Consider the following 18,654-nt stretch of genomic DNA (forward strand, 5'->3'; position numbering starts at 1 on the left):
CAAACTTTTTTGGGAACCTCCGAGCCCCAACCCCATCTAAGGCAGGTGTGCTCAGTTGGGATGATCGATCATGTCTTGGACCACGGCGACGGCGGCCCTTGCTGCGACTGGCGAGAATGAGCTGATCCAACGGGCGAAAGCCCGTGACGAGGCGGCGATCCGTGCCATCCTCCAGGCCAATAATCGCCGCCTGTTCCGGATTGCTCGCGGCATCTTGCGCAACGACAGTGAGGCCGAGGATGTGGTCCAGGAGACCTATCTGCGTGCCCTGACACATCTGGACGCGTTTCGCGGCCAATCCAGCCTCTCGACGTGGCTGGTTCGCATCGCGATGAACGAGGCGATGGGACGGCTGCGCGGGCAGCGGCCCGTCCTGCAGTTGAATGTGGACCGGGAGGACAGGCCGGCGGCCGAGGTGATCCAATTCCCTTCGACGTCGAGCGACCCGGAGAAGTCCATGGCGCAGCGCCAGGTCCAGACAGTGGTTGAGCGGGCCATCGATGAGCTGTCGGAGCCGTTCCGGCTCGTCTTCATCGCCCGCGTGATCGAGGAGATGAGCATCGAAGAGACTGCGGACCTGCTCGGATTGAAGCCCGAGACCGTGAAGACGCGGCTGCATCGCGCCCGCGCCATGCTGCGCGAGAACGTCGAGAAGGAGATCGGCCCCGTCCTTCTGGACGCGTTTCCCTTTGCCGGCCATCGCTGCGAGCGGCTGACGGATGCGGTGCTCGCGCGTCTCGGATTCCCGGCCTGAAGATTCCTGGGAACGTCCGCCGATATTTTTCATCCAATCCCTGTGCAGCCATTCACCCGCCGGCGACGAGATCCGGCGACACAGGAGATTGAAGTCATGTTCAAGCATATCACTGCGACAGCCGTCGCGCTCTGCCTCACGAGCAGCGTTGCGTTCTCGCAAGGTGCCAAGCTCGGCGACCCACAGATCGCTCATATCGCCTACACGGCCGGCGAGATCGACATCAAGGCCGCGAAGCAGGCGCTCGACAACGCGAGCAACAAAGAGGTCAAGGAGTTTGCCCAAGGCATGGTGCGCGACCACGAGGCGGTCAACAAACAGGCCCTCGCTCTGGTCAAGAAGCTGAAGGTCACGCCGGAGGACAACGACACCAGCCGTGCGCTGTCGAAGCAGGCGGCCGAGAAGCTCAGCGAGCTCGGCAAGCTCAAGGGCGCTGAGTTCGACAAGGCCTACATTGCCAACGAGGTCGCCTACCACAAGACCGTGAACGGCGCGCTGGAAACCCAGCTCATTCCGTCGGCGAGCAATCCCGAGCTGAAGGAGCTGCTGCAGACCGGCCTCAAGCTGTTCCAGGGGCACCAGCAGCACGCCGAGCATGTCGCGGCGGATCTGAAGTAGGAGCAGTCCATGCGGTCGGGACGTATTGCTTTCATGAGCCTGCTTGCGCTCGTTGCAGTGAGCGTTCCGGCGCGCGCGGCCACGATCCGGATTACGATCGATAAGCTCGCGTTCTCGCCAGCCTCGGTCTCGGCCAAGGTCGGCGACACCGTCGAATGGGTCAACAAGGACGCGCTGGCGCATACGGCCACCGCGCGCAATGGCGACTTCGACGTCACGCTGCCGCCGAGCAGGACGGTCAGCTCGGTACTCAAGAAGGCAGGCACGGTCGAGTATTATTGTCGCTTTCATCCGAACATGAAGGCGGCCCTGGCGATCGCGCCATGATGCCCGAAGGCTCAATGCGGGTTCTCCAGGCTGAAGGTCTCCGACTGCTCGTCGTAGGAAAACAGCTCGGCGTAGCGGCCCCAGGAGACGATGGTCTGCAGGGTCTCGTCGGCATATTGCTCGGACATGTAGTCCTCGAGCTCGATGCGGAAGCGGGCGGCGGGGGCTGCGTGCGAGGGACGGTCGTCGAGCACGCGGCGGATCAGCCCCATCAGCGGCACGTTCTCCATCAGGTGCGCGGCGAACAGTTTTTTTCGGTCGTCGGTTTCGAGGTCGGCGAAGCGGCGGCCGGCTTCGGTCAGGGTGAGATCGCCCTCGCTGAGATGCGCGAAGCGCAGCAGTTGCAGCGCTTCGGCGAGCGGAAAGATTTCGTCGACTTCGAGCTGCAGGTGACCGGCGAGCACGGGAAGGTCGGCGTGGCCCTTGTACGGCTCGCCGGCGAGCGCCTCGATCAGGCCGGAGATCGAGTTCGAGGAGACGTGGCTGAGCACCATGCCGACGCCGGCGCTGGCGGTGCTCGGCAGCTTCGGCTCGGGCCGCTGCGTCATGCGGGCATAGAGGCTGTCGACGAGCTGGCGGAACGCCGGATCGAGCCGGTTGCGCGGATGGGCTAAGTCGATCTTGAACTCGGCGGCGACGCGGCCGGGATTGGAGGAGAACACCAGCACGCGATCGCACATCAGCACCGCCTCCTCGATGTTGTGCGTCACCATCAGCACCGATTTGATCGGCAGCCTTCCGTCGGTCCAGAGATCGACGAGGTCGGTGCGCAAGGTCTCCGCGGTCAACACGTCGAGCGCGGAGAACGGCTCGTCCATCAGCAGCAGGTCGGGATGCACGACGAGGGCGCGGGCGAAGCCGACGCGCTGGCGCATGCCGCCGGACAGCTCCTTCGGAAAGGCGGATTCGAAGCCGTCGAGGCCGATCAGGTCGATCGCGGCCAGCGCGCGCTTGCGCCGCTCGGCGCTGTCGATGCCGAGCGCCTCCAGGCCGAGCTCGACGTTCTGCAGCACCGTCAGCCAGGGAAACAGCGCGAAGGATTGGAACACCATGGCGACGCCGCGCGGTGGGCCGGCGATGATCTCGCCGCGGCATTTGGCTTCGCCCGATGACGGCGACACCAGGCCCGCGATGATGCGCAGCAAGGTCGACTTGCCCGAGCCGGAGCGCCCCAGCAGGCCCACGATCTCGCCGGCGCGGATGGTGAGATCGACCTTCTCCAGCACGACGAGATCCTCGCCGCTGCCTTTCGGGAACATCCGGCTGACGCTCTTGATCTCGATCAGCGAGGTATTCTTGACCTGGTCGCGCATGACAATTCTCCCGGTCAGCCGAGCCGCAGCCGGCGTTCGCCGAAGGCATAGAGCGGCCGCCACAGCAGCCGGTTGAACAGAGTGACGAGAATGCACATCACGGCGATGCCGAGCACCACGCGCGGAAAGTCGCCGCGTTCGGTGGCATCAGCGATATAGGCGCCGAGGCCTGAGGCCGTCAGATGCGTATCGCCCCAGCTCGCCACCTCGGCGACGATCGCCGCATTCCACGAGCCGCCGGAGGCCGTGATGGCGCCGGTGATGTAATACGGGAAGACACCCGGCAGCACGACCTTGAACCACCAGCGCCAGCCGGTGAGGTGCAGGCTCGCCGCCGCCTCGCGCAGGTCGGTCGGGAAGGCGCTGGCGCCGGCGATGACGTTGAACAGGATGTACCATTGCGTGCCCAGGACCATCAGCGGGCTGAGCCAGACATTGGCGTCCAGTCCGTAGCGCACGATCAGCACGACGAACACGGGGAACGCGAGGTTGGCCGGGAAGGCGGCGAGGAATTGCGCCAAGGGCTGGATGCGCTCGGCGAGCTTGGGCCGCAGCCCGATCCAGACGCCGACCGGCACCCAGATCAATGAGGCCAACGCAATGAGTACGGCGACGCGGACCAGCGTGATCAGGCCGTAGCCGAGCGCAGAGAGAACGTCCGACGGCGCCAGGGTCGCCGAGAGATAGAGATAGGTCTTCCAGCCGGCATAGGCGCAGCCGAGAATGACCACGGCGAGCCAGAGGCCGTCGACGAGCTGCGATGGCGGCGCGTGGCGCACCGGAGCGCTCCAGGCCTGCGGCCAGTTCAGGCGCAGGTTGGAGAACGAGCGGTTGATCGCCGCGAACGGGATCGAGATCGACCGCAGCGCGCGGGTGCGCCGGAACAGGTCGAGCATCCATGAAACAGGCGGATTGCCTGACGCGGTCTGCTCGAAGCGGAATTTGTCGGCCCAGGCGACGATCGGGCGGAACAGTAGCTGGTCATACGCCGTGATCACCAGCAGCATCGTCAGCAGTGCGGCGCCGATCGCGGCGAGATCCTTCTGCTGGATCGCGAGCGCGACATAGGAGCCGATGCCGGGCAAAGTGACTGTGGTGTTGCCGACCGTGATCGCCTCCGACGCCACGACGAAGAACCAGCCGCCGGACATCGACATCATCGCATTCCAGATCAGGCCGGGCATCGCATAGGGCACGTCGAGCCGCCAGAAGCGCTGCCAGCCGGAGAGGTGGAAGCTGCGCGTCGCCTCCTCCAGGTCCTTCGGCACGTTGCGCATCGACTGGTACATGCTGAAGGTCATGTTCCAGGCCTGGCTGGTGAAGATCGCGAACACGCAGGCGAGCTCGGCGCCCAGCACTTTGCCCGGGAACAGGTTCATGAAGAACACGACGGTGAAGGTCAGGAAGCCGAGGATCGGCACCGATTGCAGGATGTCGAGCAGTGGGATCAGCACGATCTCGGCGCGGCGGCTCTTCGCCGCGAGCGCCGCGTAGACGAACGTGAAGAGGAGCGAGCAGACGATCGCGAGCAGCATGCGGAGCGTCGTGCGTAGCGCATAGAGCGGCAGGTTGGACGGGTCCAGCGACACCGGCGCGGTGTCGAGCGCCGACAGCGGCAGCGTGGTCTGCTCGCCGCCATAGACGATCAGCACCATCGCACCGACCACGATGATCAGCGCGACGACGTCCCAGATGTTGGGGCGCACGGCCTCGCGCAGCACGGTGGTCCTGATGTCCTGAAGCAGCATCGGCGTGTCTCGTCTCGGCGGCCGCAGCCATTGGCTGCGGACGGGTCCTCGTCATGGCCTTGAGGGCTAGTCGTGCCGGCTGGCGGCCGGCCGAATCCGCACCCTAAGTGCCCTCTGTGATGGTTTGATTTCAAGCGCTGACGACCGGGAATTCCGGTCTCGACCGGCCTATCAAAGGATATGCGGGCCGCGTCTTCACGTTCCCGCGACATCTTCTGTCCGGGCTGTGCCTGTCGTCGGCCCTCGGGACTTGTGAGGGCGCAGGGAAGGCCGGACCTCGACTGAGGCCCGTGGCCCGCCTGCGGAAAAAAGTGCAGGCGGCAGGTACCACAGGTTCAGCCGGACAGACCCGGCCCTCCCTGCGCGATCGGTTTTAACGGCTTATACGTGCTCTCCTCGGTGCGCCGGGCTTTCTGGCCACCGTGGCGACGACACGCGTTACGCGCGCTGCCGCGGACCTCAGCGTCGGGAGGTCAGGACCACACGATTTCGCCGTCCGTGATGCCAGCGCTCGTCCAGCGCCGCCATCACGTCCATCGCATTGCCGGCCCAACGTTCGTGACGACGCGTACGCCCCTTGTGTACGCGATATCTGCCAGAATGTGCGAACGGGCGGTTCTCGCAAAACCGCCCGTCGCTGGATCTGAGCCCGTTACGCCCCAAACGCGGCAGAGCCTGTATCAGAGCGAGGGACAGCTCCGGTGATCTTCCTCAACCCGAACAGTTGCAAGGGCTTCGAGCCCATACAAGGCAAGGAAGGGAGTGGATGATGACACAGATCGCAAATGGTGTCGCTGGTATCGATGTGGCCAAGGACAAGGTGGACGGCTGCATTCGGAAACTCGGAGTACGGCAGACATTCCCGAGCAGTTCGCTTGGGCATCGCCAGTTGGTGGCCTTGCTTCGCAAGCACAAGGTGACCAAGGTCGTCATGGAGGCCAGCGGCGGCTATGAGCGCGAATGGGCCAAGGCGCTGCGCGAGGCCGGGATAGAGGTGCGGATCGTTGATCCCAAACGGGTTCGCAGCTTCGCCTTGTCGGCGGGGCGACTGGCGAAGAACGACACGATCGACGCGGAGATGATTGCCTGGTTCGCCGAGACGTTCGATGAGGCACCGAGCCAGACCTACGATGCTGCACGCGAGGAACTGGCGGGGCTGGTGAAAGCGCGCAAGAACCTGATGGATCTGAAAACCCGTTTGCAGAACCAGAACGAGCATGTTGTGCCGGATTGGCGCAGAAGGCCCATTCCCAGGTGTTGAAGACGCTCGCGGCCCAGATTGCGAAGCTCGAGGCTGCGATCTTCGCCAGGGTCAAGGCGACGCCGGAATTTGCCGAGCGCGCCGAGATCATTGAAAGTGTGCCGGGGCTTGCCGGCATGACCTCCGCGCTCCTCATCGCAGGAGCGCCGGAACTCGGCAAGGTGAGTGATAGGATCGCCGCTGCCCTGATCGGTGTTGCCCCTTACGACGACGACAGCGGCAAGCGCCGAGGCGAGCGCCACATCAAGGGAGGTCGGCGCTGGGTGAGAAACGGCCTGTTCCTTCCCTGCCTCGGAGCAGCGACGCAGCATAATCCGGTGCTCAAGACCTACTATGAACACCTCATCGCCAAGGGCAAAGAGCCGAAAGTTGCCCTCATCGCCTGTATGCGCAAGCTGATCATCATCCTCAACACGATGATCGCCCGCGGCGAAAAATGGAATCCCACGCAGCCGCGCGTTGCGATGAACTGATCGAGCGCCACATGCGCTCGGTTCACGACCGAGCGCATGCCAAGCCAACAGGACGGCGAGCGGACGGGGTCAAGGCCTTCAGCCGCCGAAGGCGGGGGCGCGTCTCGCGCCAGCCTTGAGGCCGGCCGTTCGCCGGCCTACCTCGAAAGCACAGTTGCTCATCAGGACCGGAACGGAGGGAGGATAGAACGGAAGTTATGATTTTCGGAAGCGGTTTATTTTTCGCGGAGGATCTTGAAACGGGGCTTCGTGTTGGGCGCGCAACGGAAATGAGTGTTTTGGCGCAGGCTGTCAGAGGGCTGCATTAGCCCTCTGCCGCCGTGTTGGAGATCGGCACTCCGCCCGACGGGCGAATCGGACATCGAAGAATTGTTTGTGGCACGTAGAGCGCGGTGGGCTCAGTGCAACCTCTCCCCGCCCTTTGCGGGGAGAGGTCGGATTGCGCAGCAATCCGGGTGAGGGGCATGGCACAAGTGGAGCTGCATTGCAGGTCTATCGGACTCACGGGCCGGTGCTAATAGTTCGCACCGCCCGTGTGGCTGCCCCTCACCCCGACCCTCTCCCCGTGAAGAACGGGGAGAGGGAGCCTACCGTTCGGGCGGAAAGAGCAGGCGCTCACCTACCCCACATTCGGCTCGGCGCCGTCCGGCGCGAGCTTCGTGGCCAGGATCTTGTCGATGCGGCGGCCGTCGAGGTCGATGATTTCGAAGCGCCAGCCGTCGAGCTCGAAACTCTGGCCGACCTCGGGCACGCTGCCGAAGTGCTGTAGCACCAGACCCGCGACGGTGTGATAGCCGCGATGCGGCGGCACTTCGATGGCGAGGGCATCGGCGAACTCGTCGAGTGGCATCCAGCCGGAGACCAGCAGCGAACCGTCGTCGCGGCGGACGCAGGCGGGCTCAGGTGGGCCTTCCTCCGAGGAGAACGCGCCGACGATGGATTCGAGAATGTCGGCTGCCGTCACGACACCTTCGAATGCGCCGTATTCATCGTGGACCAGGCCCATATGCACCGGCGCCACTTTCAGGATTGCGATGACGTCGCGAGCATCGACGGTCGAGGGGATGATCGGCACTTCGCGCACCAGGCTGCGCAAGTCCGGCGTCTCGTCGCGCAAATAGGCCGCCAGCAGATCCTTGGCCTGCAGCACGCCGATCGGGCGGTCGCGCTCGCCGTCTGAGACGGGCAGGCGCGAATGGGGGCTCTTGGCGAGCAGCTCGCGGATCGTTTTGGGGTCATCGTTGAGATCGACGACATCGACCTCCGGGCGCGGCGTCATGATGGCGCCGACCGGGCGGTCGCCGAGCCGCATCACGCCAGCGATCATCTCCTTCTCGCCCGGCTCGAGCACGCCGGCGGTCTCGGCCTCGCGGACGAGATGATGGATCTCGGCCTCAGACACCTTCTCCTCAGCCTCGCCGGAGCGCCCGAGCAGCGCCAGGATCAGCTTGCCGGACACATCCAGCAGGACCACCAGCGGGAGCGAGACCTTGGCGAGCAGCTGCATCGCCGGCGCAACCCGCACCGCGATCGCCTCGGGATCACGCAACGCGACCTGCTTCGGCACGAGCTCGCCGACGATCAGGGTGGCATACGTGATGATGGTGACCACGAGGCCGACGCCGACGATGTCCGCGACCGAGGCCGACAATCCCAGCTCGAGCAGCGTTTGCGTCAGCCGTTGGCCGAGCGTGGCGCCGGAAAAGGCGCCGGAGAGTACGCCGACCAGGGTGATGCCGATCTGCACGGTCGACAGGAAGCGTCCGGGATCGGAGGCCAAGGTCAGCGCCCGCCGCGCGCCGGACACGCCCTTTTCCGCCAGCAGCGCCAGCCGGGCGGGGCGCGAGGACACGATGGCCAGCTCGGACATGGATAACAGTCCGTTGACGACGATGAGGACGACGATGATGGCGAGTTCGGCGGACAGCATTGCGACCTGATGTGGCGCCCGGACGGGCGGGAACGGAGACAGCTCCTAGCATATGGGGATGGCCGCCGCCCATTGCCGCGTTGCGGTGCGCGCATGGCGGTTGCGGTCGGAATGCTGGTCGATCTGGGCCGTTGGCGGTGCGTCACACTCGCTGTCGTCCCGGCCTTGAGCCGCGACCCATAGCCACCGGCTGAAATGAGGCAGGCAACTGGCAGTGACGTTCCTCGATAGCGTCCGCGGTATGGGTCCCGGCTCAAGGCCGAGACGACACTGGAGTTTGGCGAGGCGTTACTGGCTCCACGGCGTCATTGCGAGCGTAGCGAAGCAATCCAGAGTGGTGGGCGGGACTCTGGATTGCTTCGTCGCTTCGCTCCTCGCAATGACGGTGCGTGAGGATACAGCTGCAGACCTACTTGCGACCGCGCTCGCTTCGGGCGGTTCGGCCTCAAAAATCGCCGTGCAGACGTCCCGAGAAGATCGACACCGGGCCGCGGTCGGCGTTGTAGGCGGGGTTGTTGACGAACTGGTAGTCGGCCGTGAAGGTCAGGTATTTGTTGATCGAATAGGCGTAGTAGGCCTCGATGATGGTCTCGCGGCGATAGTTCAGCGCGCCGTCGCCGATCAGGGGGCCGAGGCCGCCGGCGGCGAGGAAGGCGCGGTGATCGCCCGACAGGCCGTTGGTGACGCCGGCGATGCCGATCGTGTCGTCGGGGCGGCCCCAGCGATTGCCCTTGATCGAGGCGCCGAGCGACAGGCTGTTGTCGATGTCGGTGAACGCCATGATCTCGGTCTTGCCGTCGTTCCAGCTCCAGCGGCCGAACAGGCCGAGCTCGTCCGACAGCGCCTGGTCGAAGCTGACGACATAGCCGTATTTGCTGCGGCCGCGACGGGTCTGGGTGATGTCGGCATTGAGCGCGGGATTGTCGAGCGTCTCGCGATAGCTGCCGGAGAACACGCTGTTGAACCAGCCGATGGTGCGCAGGTGTCCCGGCTGCGAGAACAGCTGATAGCGCATTTCCAGCTCGAGCACGTATTCGCCGCGCCGGAACACGTTCATGTCGAAATTGTTCGAGTTCGAGGTGGCGTCGACCAGGAAGTAGCCGGTGCGCAGCGCCCAGTTCTTCTGGTTCAATTCGGCGGTCGCGCCATAGGTCAGGCCGAGCTTGTCGGCGGCGTAGTCGAAGGCGCCGGGCGCCCACACCGACCAGTTCATGAAGTCCTTGCGCGCATCCTTGGCGTAGGCGTTGCCGTCGAACACGTCGAGCACGGGGAATTTGCCGATCTGGAACGTCAGGCGCGAGATGTCCTGCTTGCCTGAGAGCTGCAGCTGGCCGGAGCCGAGCTGCTCCTGCTCGCCGCCGAAGCCGAAGGTCTGGCGCAGGAACAGCCGCGACGTGTTGTAGTGCGGGTAGGGGAAGTCGGACTTCTGCGCCTCGCCGTTGGAGAAGCCACCGAGCCCGACGGTGTTGCTGAGGCCGAAGCCCTGCAGCAGCTCGGGATTGTAGTAGACCTCGCCGCCGTCCCACAGCCGTGCATTGATGAACAGGCTGTTGCTCCAGGTCTCCTGGAATTGCCGCGCCGGCGTCAGGCTGTTGGTCCCCGTGTAGGGCGCACGAAAGGCCGGATAGCCCTGGCCGATGACGGTGGACTGGCCGTGGATCTCCCAGCGGTCCGACTCCGTGTCGGACGGATCGTTCTTGAGCTTGAGCTCGGGGCCACCAGCGAAATCGAGCTTGCGGTTGAGGCCAACACGCAGGGTCTGGAAATCCAGCGCGGAGGTGTAGTTGGCTCCGTTGGAGAAGTTGACGCCGCCATTCTCGAAGCGGTTGTAGAGATATTCGAGCCGCCAGCTCCAGTGCGGCGCAAAGCCGCGCTCGATGCCGGCGCCCACCACCCAGCCAAGCCGCGTCGTGAGCAGCTTCTCGTTGGCGGTCGCCGTCGTGTTGATGAAGCGACCGCCGGTAAAGGCGAGACCGCCGGTGGCATAGACCAGCCAGTCGCCCTGGGCGTAGCCGACGCGGCCGCGCGCCGTGGCGACGTAGTCCCACAGCTCGGACACGTTCGAGCCGGGCGTGCCGAGCATCGCGACGGTGTGGTTTGATGTCAGATAGTTCGGGAAGCTGAAGTCGCCTTCCAGGCCGAGCAGCAGGCCCGAGCGGGTTACCCAATTGTAGCCGGCCTGCACGCCGCCGGTGAGCCCGCTGAACCGGCTGCCGGCGCTGATGTTGCCGCTCGGATCGGTCAGGGTCGCCCGGGCGTGGTCACGGGTGTAGCCGGCATGGCCACCGACATAGAGCCCGGTCCAGTCGAACACGGTCTGCGCCACCCGGGTCTTGACCGGCAAGTCGGCGGCCGCAGCGGGCGCCGCCAGCGCGGCGATCACGGCGCCGGCCAGGATCATCTCCGGGGTGCAGTTCGAGCGGATCATGGCGGCAGTTTCCCCAAGGCAGAAGCACACGACGGGCAAAGTCACACCTGATTGCCCGCGCACAGTCACGAGAAGATTACGGAGTAGCCGAACTTCGATCAGAAATGTGGACGAGCTACGGTAATTTGGGGATGATTTATATTGCGATTAAGTCGCAACAGCAAGATGCGCGCGATTGGCGTGCATGTCCGTGATGAGGTGTGATGTTCAGGCAACAGACAGCCCGCCCGGGACGCCGGGCGGGCTGTCGAGACTCGGATGGCGAAGGTGGGACCGCTCGGGCGGCGAAGAGCGAGGCTGCGCGTTCGGCCCGGCGGGCGTGGGCCGGCCGGGGCCAAGACCAAGGCCGGTATCAACAGCCGCAGGCCCGGACGCGGCCGACATACTGGCCGTAGATGTTGTACTGCGGCACCCAGCGGCAATAGCGATAGCCGCCGCCATAGCCGTCATTGCTGGCGGCGATGGCGCTGCCGACGACCGCGGCCCCGACGAGGCCGGCGCCGACGCCCCACCCCCAGTGATGATGGTAGCCGCCGGCGGCGGCCGGCGTGGAGGTCGCGGCGATGCTGCCGGTGACGGCGAGTGCGGCGAGCGCAACGGCGGCAAGCTTGGACTTGATCGACATCTCAAGGCTCCTGTTGTGCGTTGGGGCGGCCGGTTGCTGGTCGCTTGCCAATTGGACGGAGCCTTTTCGAAAGCGGTTCGAATCGCACCGGCGTGGTCCGGCGGCGCTTCGAATTTGTTAGTTGTTGCAGGGGCTTGTCGCCGAATCAGAGGCTTGGCAGAGGGCCTGCGCGGAGCGTGTTCACGTCGAAGTTATCGACATCTTCGAGCAGCGCGCAGAAGGCGCGCGCGCCGTGGTCGAGCACGCGCTCGCCCTTCTCGGCCGAGGCCTGCGTGGCGTCGCCGACGGCGCCGCTCGCGTTGAGATCCTGCGTTTGCCACGCCAGCGGCGCGGGGCGTTGCGTCGACAGCACGTGGTGGCGCGTTTCCATGGCCGCGCCCGAGGAGACGAAATCGGCGATGGCGTCAGTGCGCACCAGCGCGGGATGCCGCGCCAGCATGATCGAGGTCTCGACCGCGCCGCCATGGATGCCGTGACGCAGCTCGTCTGCGGAGAAAAGCCCATCGGGGGCGCCGAAGCGCGACCACGACGTCGTCACCACCAGCATGCGATGCGCGGCGCGCAGATCCTGCGCCACCAGCGTCATCGCGGCGCTGTTGCCGCCATGGCTGGTGACGATCACGAGCTTGCGGATGCCCGCGCGTGCAACGCTGTCGCCGAGCGCGCGCCAGCTTTGCAGCGCGGTCACGGTCGGCAGGGTCAGCGTGCCCGGAAAATCGATGTGCTCGGTGGAGATCCCGACCGGCTGCACCGGCAGGACCGTCACCGGCAGGGCCGGCGGCAGCAGCGCGCGGACGCGGGCGAGATAGGCGTCGGCGATGTAGACGTCGGTGCCAACAGGCAGATGCGGGCCATGCTGCTCGGTGGCGGCAAGCGGCAGCACTGCGATCCAGCTCGCCGCCTCCGGCGTTCCCAATGCAGGCCAGCTCAGTTCGGTCCAATCGCGGGGCGGCACGGTCATCGCGCGGGTAGTTTCCTTCGTCCGTCGGGCAGGGTAGTTATCACCGGACGATCTTAACATGTTCAGCCAGAAAGAACCGGGGAGACCAGGCATGGCGCAATCGCTTCTGTCGCGAACGTTAATGGCGGCATGGCTGGTCATCGGGGGGACTTTGGGCACAATGGCGGGGACCGCCCAGGCCCAGACCCTGGACAAGGTCTCGTTCGGCACCAATTGGGTGGCCGAGGCCGAGCATGGCGGCTTCTTCCAGGCCGTCGCCGACGGCACCTACAAGCGCTACGGGCTGGACGTGACGATCGTGCCGGGCGGCCCGAACGAGAACAACCGGATGCTGCTGATCTCCGGCAAGATCGAGTTCTTCATGGCGGCGAATACGCTGATGGCGTTCGATGCGGTCGCCAACAACGTGCCGGTGGTGTCGATCGCGGCGATGTTCCAGAAGGACCCGCAGGTGTTCCTGACGCACCCGGAGTCCAAGGTCACCAAGCTCGAGGAGCTGAAGCCGCTGACGATGTTCGTCTCCAAGGAGGGCATCTCCAGCTACTATCAATGGCTGAAGTCGGAATATGGCTTCTCCGAGAAGAACGTCCGGCCCTACACCTTCAATCCGCAGCCGTTCATCGCCACGCCGCAGAGCGCGATGCAGGGCTATGTCACGTCCGAGCCGTTCGCGGTCGAGCGCGCAGCCGGCTTCAAGCCGGGCGTGATCCTGCTGGCCGACAACGGCTTCAACACTTATTCGACCCTGATCGAGACCCGGCGCGACCTGATCGAGAGCAAGCCGGACCTGGTGCAGCGCTTCGTCGATGCTTCGATCATCGGCTGGTACACCTACATCTACGGCGACAATTCCGCCGGCAATGCGCTGATCAAGAAGATGAACCCGGAGATGACCGATGATCTCCTGGCCTATTCGGTCGCCAAGATGAAGGAGTATGGCATCGTCGATTCCGGCGACAGCCTCGACAAGGGCATCGGCGCCATGACCGAGGAGCGCATCACCAGCTTCTTCGACAAGATGGTGCGCGCCGGCGTGGTCAAGCCGACGATCGACTATCGCAAGTCCTACACGCTGCGCTTCGTCAACAAGGGCGTCGGCGTCGATCTCAGGCCGAAGCAGTAGGACGCGTGATCGAACGATCCCGCAGATGAGTTCATCCCCTTCGGCCCCGCGTGCCGCCGATGTCGCGGTGCGGCTGCGTGCCGTCACCAAGGTCTACGAGTCCGGCGTCGCCGCGCTCGGGCCGATCGATCTTTCGATCGGCAAGGGCGAGTTCGTCTCGCTGCTCGGTCCGTCCGGCTGCGGCAAGTCGACGGCGTTGCGGCTGATCGCGGGGCTCGCCGGCCCGAGCAGCGGCACGCTCGAGATCGCCGCGGCATCGTCGGCGACGCATCCGGGCCATCGCATCGGCTTCGTGTTCCAGGAGCCCACCCTGATGCCCTGGACCAGTGTGCGCGACAATGTCGGCCTGCCGCTGAGATTCGCGCATGTGCCGGCGGCGGAGGCGCGGCCGCGGATCGATGCGGCGCTGGCGCAGGTCGGGCTCGCCGATTTCGCCGACGCGTTTCCGCGCGAGCTGTCCGGCGGCATGAAGATGCGGGCGTCGCTGGCGCGGGCGCTGGTGACGCGGCCGGACATCCTGCTGATGGACGAGCCGTTCGCCGCGCTCGACGAGATCACGCGCTTTCGATTGAACAACGATCTGCTGGCGCTGTGGCGCAGCCTCAACATGACCGTGCTGTTCGTGACGCATTCGGTGTTCGAGTCCGTCTACCTGTCGCAGCGCGTGCTGGTGATGACGGCCCGGCCCGGCCGGCTGAACGCCGAGATACCGATCGAGACTGATGCGCGCGATGACGCGTTCCGCGCTTCGGCCGACTATGCAGCGTATTGCCGCCGCGTCTCGGACGCTCTGGCGCCGGCCTACACCGGAGTGCATGCGTTGTGAGCGAGGTGCGGGAGCGCAACGCGTTCGTCTCCAGCGCGCGACTGGTCAGCTTGGCGTTTCCGGCCGTGGTCTTCATCGCCGCGATGACGGCGTGGGAGCTGGTGGTGCGCATCAACGGCATCCAGCCTTACGTGCTGCCGGGCCCGCTGCTGGTGCTGAAGACGCTGATCGCCGATTGGGACATTCTGGCGCAGTCGCTGCTGACGACGCTGATCACGACGCTCGAAGGCTTCATCGCGGCCGCGCTGGGCGGCATCGCGCTGGCGCTGTTGTTCAACCAGTCGCGCTGGCTGGAATGGGCGCTGTTTCCCTATGCCGTGGTGCTGCAGGTGACGCCCGTCATCGCGGTCGCGCCGCTGCTGCTGATCTACCTGCCGCAGCAGACCGCGGTGGTGACCTGCGCCTGGATCGTCGGCTTCTTCCCGGTGCTGTCGAACACCGCGCTCGGCCTCAACTCGGTCGATCGCAATCTTGCCGGCCTGTTCCAGCTCTATGGCGCCTCGCGCTGGCAGACGCTGCGTTATCTGAAGCTGCCGGCGGCGCTGCCCTACATTCTCGGCGGCCTGCGCATCGCCGGCGGCCTGTCGCTGATCGGCGCCGTCGTCGCCGAGATCGCGGCCGGCAGCGCCGGTGCGGGATCGGGGCTTGCTTATCGCATCGCGGAATCCGGCTATCGACTCAACATACCTCGCATGTTCGCAGCACTGGTGCTGCTGTCGGTCGCCGGGATTGTCATCTATGGCTTGCTGGCGCTAGTTTCGCACCTCGTTTTGCGGCGCTGGCACGAAAGTGCTCTTGGAAAGGATAACTGATGGCGGCCACTTCGTCTGAGAAGATCGATGTTCTGATCTATGGGCCGCTGCGGCCGATCCTGGAGAAGGGGTTCCCGGACAGCTTCAACGTGCACCATGCGACGACGCAGGCCGATCTCGAAGCGCTGCCGGCGGACGTGAGGGGCCGGATCCGCGGCGTCGCCGTGACCTTCCACACCGTGAAGACCGACGCCGCCGTCATGGCGATGCTGCCGAAGCTGGAGATGATCGCGAGCTTCGGCGTCGGCTATGATCACGTCGCAGCCGCGCATGCCGGCCAGCACGGTATCGTCGTCACCAATACGCCGGACGTGCTCACCGAGGAGGTGGCCGACGTTGCGCTCGGCCTGCTGATCGCGACCTGCCGCGAGTTCATCAAGGCCGACCGCTTCGTGCGCTCGGGCGAGTGGAGCGAGAAGCCGTATCCGCTCAGCGTCGGCTCGCTGCGCGACCGCACCGTCGGCATGGTCGGCATGGGCCGCATCGGCCAGGCGATCGCGCGCCGCCTCGAAGCCTCGCTGGTGCCGGTCGTCTACCACTCGCGCAATCCGGCCGCGGGTGTCGCCAACAAGCACTACCCCGACCTGCTGCAGATGGCGAAGGATGTCGACACGCTGGTCGTGATCGTGCCCGGCGGCGCCTCGACCAACAAAATCGTGAATGCCGAGGTGCTGAAGGCGCTCGGGCCGCGCGGCGTCGTCGTCAATGTCGCCCGCGGCTCGGTGATCGACGAGGCGGCGCTGGTCGACGCGCTGAAGTCCGGCACGATTCTCGCGGCCGGCCTCGACGTGTTCGAGAAGGAGCCGGCGGTGCCGGACGCGCTCAAGGCGATGGACAATGTCGTGCTGCTGCCACACATCGGCTCGGCTGCCATCGTAACCCGCAACGCGATGGATCAGCTGGTGGTCGACAACCTCAAGGTCTGGTTTGCCGGCAAGCCGCCGCTGACGCCCGTTCCGGAAACGCCGGTGAAAGGCCGCTGATGAAACGCTCGCTCCCCTTGCTGATCGCGCTGCTGTCCTCGGTCGCAAGCGTCGCTGCCGTTGCGCAGGACGCCGCCGACCTGAAGAAGTCGATGATCGGGCAGTGGGAGCTTGCGACCACCGAGCGCAGCAAGACCTGCGTCATGACGTTCAAGCCCGACGCGGCCTCGCGCGGAATGAAGCTCGAGATGGAGCCTGCCTGCGCCACCGCGCTGCCCTTCACCAAGGACATTAGCGGCTGGACCGTGAAGGGGCTCGGCGACATCGTCAGCCTGCAGTCGGCCAATGGCGAGGCGGTGATCGACTTCACCGAGGTCGAGGCCGGCATCTTCGAGGGGCTGCGCCAGGGCGAGGGCGTCTACATCCTGCAGAACCTGGCCGCGGCGCGCTCGCTCGCCAAGTCGATGGACCAGATGATCGGCGACTGGGCCATGGTGCGCGGCAATGGCGCCGTGGTCTGCAGCCTGGTGCTGACCAACACCGAGGCCGGCAACGACAATTTCCAGGTGTTCGTGAAGCCGAAATGCGATCCCGCCGTCGCAGCCTTCGCCCCGACGCAGTGGCGGCTCGAGCACGGCCAGATGATGCTGATGTCGGCCCGCGGCGAGACCTGGCGGTTCGAGGCCGATGACAACGCGCAATGGCGCCTCGTGCCCGACAGCGCCAATCCGCTGATCATGCTGCGGCAGTAAGGCTTCTGCAGCATCCAATTGGTTAATGATTGGTTGCGCGTCGGTTCCAAACACTGGAACTTGTTGTTTACGCATCTTGCGTCTGATGGTTGTACTCCAACGAGGGAGCGGGCCATGCGGGAGCTGGTGCGTAGGTTCGACAGGTCGCTGCCGTCGTTCAGCCTGAACGACAAGATTTCTGCAGCCTCGGCGGCATTCGCCGTCCTCGTGCTGCTGTCGACCCTGGGCGCGCTCTCCGCGATTCGGGAGCACCGGCTGTTCTACGAGCGGCTCGAACAGCTCGCTTCCGTCTCCCGCAATGTCGACCGCACCAATGCGCTGATCTACGCCGTCGTGATGGAGTCCCGCGGCATCTACATGTCGCTCGATCGCAACGTGGCGCGCCGCTACGCCGATTCGCAGCTCGTGAAGCTCACGCAGCTCGCCAAGGTGGTCGAGGAATGGCAGGCGCAGGTCACCGACGAGGACGCCGCGCTGTTCGCCCCGTTCCGCAAGCGGATCGACCAGTTCGTGGCGTTCCGCACCGAGATGGCGCGCCGCACGATCTCGGTCGGGTCGTCCGCGGCCCGCGAGCTCGGCGACAACGACGAAAACCGCGCCGTCCGCACCGCGCTGAATGAAGATCTCGAGAAGCTGTCGCTCCTGTACGACGGCCGCATGCGTGAGCTCGGCGAGACAGTGGAGACGCGCAGCCTGGTCATGTTCTATCTCGGTGCGCTCGGCGCGCTCATCGTGCTGCTGATTGCCGCTGCCGCGCTGTCCTTGCGCTGGGGCGTGCTGATGCCGCTGCTCGACATCGCCCGCGTCACCGACCGCATCGCCGCCGGCCGCATCAAGCTGAAGATCCCGCATGCGCGGCGTCCCGACGAGATCGGCCGCGTCGCGCAGGCCGTCGCGACCTATCAGGATGGCGCGTTCCGCCTGCAGGAGCTCGAGCAGCACGAGGTCGAGATCGAGCGGCAATACACCGACATCCTGCGCGAGCACGAGCGGCTCGAGCAGGGCGCGATCAGCAGCCAGCAGCGGCTCGACGCGGCGGTCGCCAGCATGGCGCAGGGCATGATCATGATGGACAGCTTCGGCTACGTGCTGATGGTCAATGATCAGTTCCGCAGGCTGTACAACATTCCGGCTTCGATCGCCAAACCGGGGACGCATGTGCGCGATATCCTCGCGCATCGCGCCAAGATCGGCCTGCTCAAGGAGAAGCCGTCGGAATTTCTTGCGGCGCTCCGCGAGCGCATGAAGGAGCGCCGGCCCGAGATCTTCGAGGTCGAGCTCGGGGACGGCCGCATCATCCGCATCTCGGAGCGCCCGGTGGATGGGGGCGGCTGGATCGCCACGCATGAGGACTTCACCGCCCAGCGCCGTGCCGAGCGCAAGCTCGCGCGCGCCGAATACTTCCTCGTCGCGCTGCTCGAGAACATCCCGCAGGCGGTGGTTGCGACGGAGGCGCAGTCGATACGCTACGTGTTCGTCAACCAGGCCGCAGAGAAGCTGTTCGGTGTTGCGCGTGGCGAGATCATCGGCCGTACGCCGCGCGAGCTGTTTTCCGAGCCGAGCGGCTCGCTGTTGGAGGAGGCTGCACGCGACCAGCTGGCGGGACGGGCCGATGACAAGCCGCGCGCTCACAGCATCGAGACGCCGGGCAACGGTCCGCGCGATGTCGTCGTGCGCCGGCTTCCGATCGCGATCGGAACCGGCGAGCCGAAATATCTTCTCAGCATCATCGAGGACCGCACGCAGGCGCAGCGCGCCGCCGCGTGAGGCCGGCGCCGGG

At 65.5% G+C, this 18,654-nt stretch carries 17 protein-coding genes; 11 read left to right on the top strand and 6 right to left on the bottom strand.

Annotated features, from left to right (window positions below; all coding sequences use genetic code 11):
- The first annotated feature begins 70 nt into the window (after nucleotides 1-70).
- From BRAD285_RS00715 to BRAD285_RS00725, 3 genes are all read left to right on the top strand, one after another.
- Nucleotides 71-754 carry an RNA polymerase sigma factor gene (locus tag BRAD285_RS00715; RefSeq protein WP_006611682.1) on the top strand — a complete coding sequence of 228 codons (684 nt, stop codon included), beginning with the start codon at nucleotides 71-73 and terminating at the stop codon, nucleotides 752-754.
- A 96-nt stretch (nucleotides 755-850) separates the two neighbouring features.
- Nucleotides 851-1,372 (top strand): DUF4142 domain-containing protein, encoded by a 522-nt coding sequence (locus BRAD285_RS00720; protein WP_006611681.1) that lies wholly within the window; start codon nucleotides 851-853, stop codon nucleotides 1,370-1,372.
- A 9-nt stretch (nucleotides 1,373-1,381) separates the two neighbouring features.
- Complete coding sequence (locus tag BRAD285_RS00725; protein WP_006611680.1) at nucleotides 1,382-1,699, top strand: cupredoxin domain-containing protein; 318 nt, start codon at nucleotides 1,382-1,384, stop codon at nucleotides 1,697-1,699.
- Between the two features lie 11 nt (nucleotides 1,700-1,710).
- On the opposite strand, the gene BRAD285_RS00730 is transcribed toward BRAD285_RS00725, so the two are convergent.
- Both BRAD285_RS00730 and BRAD285_RS00735 read right to left on the bottom strand, forming a co-directional pair.
- On the bottom strand, nucleotides 1,711-3,012 hold the full coding sequence (locus tag BRAD285_RS00730; RefSeq protein WP_006611679.1) for an AAA-associated domain-containing protein: 1,302 nt from the start codon (nucleotides 3,010-3,012) through the stop codon (nucleotides 1,711-1,713).
- A 14-nt stretch (nucleotides 3,013-3,026) separates the two neighbouring features.
- Entirely contained in the window at nucleotides 3,027-4,760 is a 1,734-nt protein-coding gene (locus BRAD285_RS00735) for an ABC transporter permease subunit (RefSeq protein WP_006611678.1), read from the bottom strand.
- Nucleotides 4,761-5,529: 769 nt separating this feature from the next.
- Between BRAD285_RS00735 and BRAD285_RS36020 the strand changes: the two genes are divergently transcribed.
- Nucleotides 5,530-6,021, top strand: a complete 492-nt coding sequence (locus BRAD285_RS36020; RefSeq protein ID WP_244563573.1) for a transposase — start codon at nucleotides 5,530-5,532, stop codon at nucleotides 6,019-6,021.
- Nucleotides 5,991-6,494 (top strand): transposase, encoded by a 504-nt coding sequence (locus BRAD285_RS36025; RefSeq protein ID WP_244563574.1) that lies wholly within the window; start codon nucleotides 5,991-5,993, stop codon nucleotides 6,492-6,494. Before BRAD285_RS36020 ends, BRAD285_RS36025 begins: the two co-directional genes overlap by 31 nt.
- 619 nt (nucleotides 6,495-7,113) lie before the next feature.
- On the opposite strand, the gene BRAD285_RS00745 is transcribed toward BRAD285_RS36025, so the two are convergent.
- The 4 genes from BRAD285_RS00745 to BRAD285_RS00760 all read right to left on the bottom strand — a co-directional run bounded on the left by BRAD285_RS00745 (nucleotide 7,114) and on the right by BRAD285_RS00760 (nucleotide 12,438).
- Nucleotides 7,114-8,424 carry a hemolysin family protein gene (locus BRAD285_RS00745; RefSeq protein ID WP_006610875.1) on the bottom strand — a complete coding sequence of 437 codons (1,311 nt, stop codon included), beginning with the start codon at nucleotides 8,422-8,424 and terminating at the stop codon, nucleotides 7,114-7,116.
- A gap of 445 nt (nucleotides 8,425-8,869) precedes the next feature.
- Complete coding sequence (locus BRAD285_RS00750) at nucleotides 8,870-10,852, bottom strand: carbohydrate porin (RefSeq protein WP_035645557.1); 1,983 nt, start codon at nucleotides 10,850-10,852, stop codon at nucleotides 8,870-8,872.
- Nucleotides 10,853-11,204: 352 nt separating this feature from the next.
- Complete coding sequence (locus BRAD285_RS00755; RefSeq protein ID WP_006610877.1) at nucleotides 11,205-11,477, bottom strand: hypothetical protein; 273 nt, start codon at nucleotides 11,475-11,477, stop codon at nucleotides 11,205-11,207.
- Nucleotides 11,478-11,622: 145 nt separating this feature from the next.
- Nucleotides 11,623-12,438 (bottom strand): creatininase family protein, encoded by an 816-nt coding sequence (locus tag BRAD285_RS00760; RefSeq protein ID WP_006610878.1) that lies wholly within the window; start codon nucleotides 12,436-12,438, stop codon nucleotides 11,623-11,625.
- A 121-nt stretch (nucleotides 12,439-12,559) separates the two neighbouring features.
- Between BRAD285_RS00760 and BRAD285_RS00765 the strand changes: the two genes are divergently transcribed.
- The 6 genes from BRAD285_RS00765 (at nucleotide 12,560) to BRAD285_RS00790 (ending at nucleotide 18,641) form a co-directional block, all read left to right on the top strand.
- Nucleotides 12,560-13,561, top strand: coding sequence for an ABC transporter substrate-binding protein (locus tag BRAD285_RS00765; RefSeq protein WP_006610879.1), 1,002 nt, complete (start codon nucleotides 12,560-12,562; stop codon nucleotides 13,559-13,561).
- Between the two features lie 25 nt (nucleotides 13,562-13,586).
- The gene (locus tag BRAD285_RS00770; protein WP_006610880.1) at nucleotides 13,587-14,387 is read left to right on the top strand and encodes an ABC transporter ATP-binding protein; all 801 of its coding nucleotides are present in this window, start codon (nucleotides 13,587-13,589) and stop codon (nucleotides 14,385-14,387) included.
- A complete protein-coding gene (locus tag BRAD285_RS00775) occupies nucleotides 14,384-15,199 on the top strand; it encodes an ABC transporter permease (RefSeq protein WP_035645563.1) in 816 nt (271 codons plus the stop codon). Before BRAD285_RS00770 ends, BRAD285_RS00775 begins: the two co-directional genes overlap by 4 nt.
- Nucleotides 15,199-16,182 (top strand): 2-hydroxyacid dehydrogenase, encoded by a 984-nt coding sequence (locus BRAD285_RS00780; protein WP_006610882.1) that lies wholly within the window; start codon nucleotides 15,199-15,201, stop codon nucleotides 16,180-16,182. Before BRAD285_RS00775 ends, BRAD285_RS00780 begins: the two co-directional genes overlap by 1 nt.
- 92 nt (nucleotides 16,183-16,274) lie before the next feature.
- Nucleotides 16,275-16,874: an AprI/Inh family metalloprotease inhibitor gene (locus BRAD285_RS00785; protein WP_006610883.1), complete on the top strand. Its 600-nt coding sequence runs from the start codon at nucleotides 16,275-16,277 to the stop codon at nucleotides 16,872-16,874.
- A gap of 114 nt (nucleotides 16,875-16,988) precedes the next feature.
- Nucleotides 16,989-18,641 (top strand): PAS-domain containing protein, encoded by a 1,653-nt coding sequence (locus BRAD285_RS00790; protein WP_035645566.1) that lies wholly within the window; start codon nucleotides 16,989-16,991, stop codon nucleotides 18,639-18,641.
- Nucleotides 18,642-18,654 lie beyond the last annotated feature (13 nt).

The sequence above is a fragment of the Bradyrhizobium sp. ORS 285 genome, from assembly GCF_900176205.1.
GTDB lineage: Bacteria > Pseudomonadota > Alphaproteobacteria > Rhizobiales > Xanthobacteraceae > Bradyrhizobium.